Here is a 3,850-nt window from a genome sequence, read left to right on the forward strand (position 1 = left end):
CCTTCGGGTCCTCCGATGCCGAACCCGCCCCGCCCCGCAGAACCCGGCGCCGGCATCGCCGCGCATGACCGGCTTTACCGGTCGCTGCGCCAGCAGATCATGCATGGCGAGCTTGCGCCCGGCCAGGCGCTGACGCTGCGGGGCCTGGCGAAGTCCTACGGAGTCTCGATGACGCCGGCGCGCGAGGCGCTGAGGCGGCTCGCGGCGGAGGGGGCGCTGACGCTCTCGGCCTCCGGCCGCGTCACCACGCCGGACCTCTCGCAGGAGCGGATCGAGGAACTGGCGACGCTTCGCGCGTTGATCGAGACGGAGCTCGCGACCCGGGCGCTGCCACGCGCCCACATGGCGCTGATCGAGCGGTTGCAGGTGATCAACATGGCCAATGCGGAGGCGGCGGTGAAGCGCGACGCCGTGGCCTATATCCGCACCAACCTGGAGTTCCACCGCACCCTCTACCTGCGCGCCCAGGCGCCGGCGATGCTGGCGGTGGCCGAGACGGTCTGGCTCCAGCTCGGCCCGACCATGCGCGCAGTCTATTCGCGCCTGCATCGCAGCGACCCGCCGCAGACGCACCGGATGATCCTTGCCGCGCTGAAGGCCGGGGACGAGCCGGCGCTGCGGCTCGCCGTGCGGACGGACGTCACACAGGGACTGAGGCATCTCCTGACCTGATTTCTCTGCGCCGCCGCGACGGAAGCGCCGCTCCGCGGCGTGACACTGGCACGGGGCCGTTCGCTGCCCCCTGTCAGGAGTTTCCGATGCCGTCCTTCCTCAGCCGCTACGCGACCCCCCTCATGACCGGCCTCTTCCTCGTGTCGCTCGTCTCCGGGCTTGCGCTCTTCTTCCACGTCGGGCCCACCGGGTTTCACGGGATGCACGAATGGCTCAGCATGGTGCTGATCCTGGCCTTCGTGCTGCACCTCTGGAAGAACTGGCGGCCGATGACCGCCTATCTGAGGCGCGCGCCGATGGCACTGTCCCTTGCCCTGTCCGTCGCGGTCGCGGCGATCTTCCTCGTGCCGGTCGGCGGCGGTGAGGGGCGGGGCGGCCCGCCGCAGGTCCGGCTGGCCCAGGCGCTTTACGCCGCCACGCCGGAGGTCGCCGCGCCGGTCTTCGGCATGACCGGCGCGGAACTTGTCGAGGGCCTGAAGCGCGCGGGCCTCACCAGCGCCGACAGCGGCAAGACGCTGCGCGAGATCGCCGCGGCCTCGGGCAAGAGCGACGCGGAGCTTGCCGTGGCGATCATGGGCCTCTCGTCGTGACCGCAGACGCCCCGCCAGGGCGGGGCGTTTGCCTCTACCTGCGGTTTTTCAGGCGTGGATCGGCCCGTCGCCGCAGGCCAGCGCCGCCTCGCGCACCGCTTCCGAGAAGGTCGGATGGGCGTGGCAGGTGAGGGCGATGTCCTCGGCCGAGGCGCCGAATTCCATGCCGACGCAGATTTCGTGGATGAGATCGCCCGCCGCCGGCCCGATGATGTGGCAGCCGAGCACGCGGTCCGTCTCCTTGTCGGCGAGGATCTTCACGAAGCCCTCGCCCTGGAACACCGCCTTGGCGCGGCCGTTGCCCATGAAGGAGAACTTGCCGACCTTGTAGGCGCGGCCTTCCTCCTTCAACTGCTCCTCGGTCTTGCCGACGCTCGCCACCTCGGGCGTGGTGTAGATCACGCCGGGGATGACGCCGTAGTTGACGTGGCCGTGCCGGCCGGCGATCACCTCGGCCACCGCCATCCCCTCGTCCTCGGCCTTGTGGGCGAGCATGGGGCCCACGATGGCGTCGCCGATGGCGTAGACGCCCTTCACATTGGTCTGCCAGTGGGCGTCGGTCTTCACCTGGCCGCGCTTTTCCATCTCGACGCCAAGGGCCTCGAGCCCGAGGCCGTCGGTATAGGGCTTGCGGCCGGTGGCGACCAGCACCACCTCGGCCTCCAGCACCGCCTCGCTGTCGTCCTTGCGCGAGCGGTAGGTCACGCTGTTCTTGCCCTTGGCCGTCTTCACACCCTGCACGGCGGCGCCCAGGATGAACTTAAGTCCTTGACGCGAAAGGATCCTCTGGAAGGTCTTCGCCACTTCGCCATCCATGCCCGGCGTGATCGCGTCGAGGTATTCGACGACCGTGATCTCGGTGCCGAGGCGGGCATAGACCGATCCCATCTCGAGCCCGATGACGCCGGCGCCGATCACAACCATCGACTTCGGCACCTTGGGCAGCGTGAGCGCGCCGGTGGAGGTGACGACGGTCTTCTCGTCGATCTCGACCCCGGGCAGGGAGGACGCCTCGGAGCCCGTGGCGATGACGATGGCCCTGGCCGAATGGACCTCGTCCCCGACCTTCACCTGGCCCGCCGAGGGGATCGAAGCCCAGCCCTTCAGCCAGGTTACCTTGTTCTTCTTGAAGAGAAATTCGATGCCCTTGGTGTTCTGGGCGATGACGTCGTCCTTGTAGCCGAGCATCTTCGCCCAGTCGACCTTCGGGGCGGTGCCGACAAGGCCCATCTTCTCGAAATTGTGCCCGGCCTCGTGGAGCATGTGGCTGGCGTGGAGGAGCGCCTTCGACGGGATGCAGCCGACGTTCAGGCAGGTCCCGCCGAGCGTCTCGCGGCCCTCGACGCAGGCCGTCTTCAGCCCCAGTTGCGCGCAGCGGATGGCGCAGACGTAGCCGCCGGGGCCGGCGCCGATCACGATGACGTCAAACTCAGCCATGTCACACTCCTTGGAATTCCGGTGTCTGGCCCGCGTCCCGCGGGCGTCGGTTTTGCGTCGGACATCCGTCCCGACATCTGTCGGGACGGAGCCGGGTATCGGTGACCGCGCGGGCCCTCATGCCGTCCTCAGGAACCGGGCGGAGACGGGCGCGTGAAGCGCGCCTTCGGTCCTGACCCAGTCCTCGGCCCGGGCCCGGTCGCGGACCTCGAAGAGCACCACGGCCCGGGCACCTTCATCGGCGTCGTGCCACATCTGGAGCATGGTCAGACCGGCCTGGTCGCGGGCCTCGGACCGGTCGTCGAAGCCGGATTTCCAGGCGTCGAAGCCGCCGGTATCGATCTCGCAGATGAGTTGCATGGCAGTCCCCTTTTCCCGGGTGATGACAGGCGAACGCCTGTCATCCGGTCAGAGATCCATCAGCAGCCGCCGCGGGTCCTCCAGCGCCTCCTTCACCCGGACGAGGAACGTCACCGCGCCCTTGCCGTCCACGATCCGGTGGTCATAGCTGAGCGCGAGGTACATCATCGGGCGGATGACGATCTGGCCCGCGACCACCACCGGGCGGTCCTGGATCTTGTGCATGCCGAGGATGCCCGATTGCGGCGGGTTCAGGATCGGCGAGGACATGAGCGAGCCGTAGACGCCGCCGTTCGAGATGGTGAAGCTGCCGCCCTGCATCTCGGCCATGCTGAGTTTCCCGTCGCGGGCGCGGATGCCGAGGTCGGCGATCTTCTTCTCGATCGCCGCGAAGCCCATCTGGTCGGCGTCGCGCACCACCGGCACGACGAGGCCCGAGGGCGTGCCGACGGCGACGCCCATGTGGACGTAGTTCTTGTAGACGATGTCGCCGCCGTCGATCTCGGCGTTGACCTCCGGCACTTCCTTCAGCGCGTGGACGCAGGCCTTCACGAAGAAGGACATGAAGCCGAGCTTGACGCCGTGCTTCTTCTCGAAGGCGTCCTTGTATTCGTTCCTGAGCGCCATGATCCCGCTCATGTCCACCTCGTTGTAGGTGGTCAGCATGGCCGCGGTGTTCTGCGCATCCTTGAGGCGCCGGGCGATGGTGGCGCGGAGGCGCGTCATCTTCACCCGCTCCTCGCGCGCCGCGTCCTCGGCCGGGACCGGGGCCCGGGGGGCCGCGGCAGGGG

5 protein-coding genes are annotated in these 3,850 nt (G+C 68.6%); 2 read left to right on the forward strand and 3 right to left on the reverse strand.

Features of this window, described 5'->3' with window-relative positions; all coding sequences use genetic code 11:
• The first annotated feature begins 15 nt into the window (after positions 1-15).
• Both F9K34_RS17605 and F9K34_RS17610 read left to right on the forward strand, forming a co-directional pair.
• The gene (locus F9K34_RS17605) at positions 16-672 is read left to right on the forward strand and encodes a GntR family transcriptional regulator (protein ID WP_291338419.1); all 657 of its coding nucleotides are present in this window, start codon (positions 16-18) and stop codon (positions 670-672) included.
• An 86-nt stretch (positions 673-758) separates the two neighbouring features.
• Positions 759-1,262: a DUF4405 domain-containing protein gene (locus F9K34_RS17610; RefSeq protein WP_291338415.1), complete on the forward strand. Its 504-nt coding sequence runs from the start codon at positions 759-761 to the stop codon at positions 1,260-1,262.
• A gap of 48 nt (positions 1,263-1,310) precedes the next feature.
• Here the strand turns inward: F9K34_RS17610 and lpdA are convergent, their stop codons facing one another.
• From lpdA to odhB, 3 genes are all read right to left on the reverse strand, one after another.
• Positions 1,311-2,699, reverse strand: a complete 1,389-nt coding sequence (gene lpdA / locus F9K34_RS17615) for a dihydrolipoyl dehydrogenase (protein WP_291338416.1) — start codon at positions 2,697-2,699, stop codon at positions 1,311-1,313.
• Between the two features lie 117 nt (positions 2,700-2,816).
• The gene (locus tag F9K34_RS17620; RefSeq protein ID WP_291338417.1) at positions 2,817-3,059 is read right to left on the reverse strand and encodes a DUF3303 family protein; all 243 of its coding nucleotides are present in this window, start codon (positions 3,057-3,059) and stop codon (positions 2,817-2,819) included.
• 48 nt (positions 3,060-3,107) lie between these two features.
• Positions 3,108-3,850: 2-oxoglutarate dehydrogenase complex dihydrolipoyllysine-residue succinyltransferase (gene odhB, locus F9K34_RS17625; protein ID WP_291338418.1), on the reverse strand; the 743-nt coding region annotated here is incomplete at its 5' end.

The organism is Albidovulum sp. (assembly GCF_008933605.1).
GTDB lineage: Bacteria > Pseudomonadota > Alphaproteobacteria > Rhodobacterales > Rhodobacteraceae > Albidovulum.

Coding starts and splice junctions, on each gene's coding strand:
- F9K34_RS17605 (WP_291338419.1), top strand. CDS start 16: ATGCCGAACCCGCCCCGCCCCGCAGAACCCGGCGCCGGCATCGCCGCG.
- F9K34_RS17610 (WP_291338415.1), top strand. CDS start 759: ATGCCGTCCTTCCTCAGCCGCTACGCGACCCCCCTCATGACCGGCCTC.
- lpdA (WP_291338416.1), bottom strand. CDS start 2,699: ATGGCTGAGTTTGACGTCATCGTGATCGGCGCCGGCCCCGGCGGCTAC.
- F9K34_RS17620 (WP_291338417.1), bottom strand. CDS start 3,059: ATGCAACTCATCTGCGAGATCGATACCGGCGGCTTCGACGCCTGGAAA.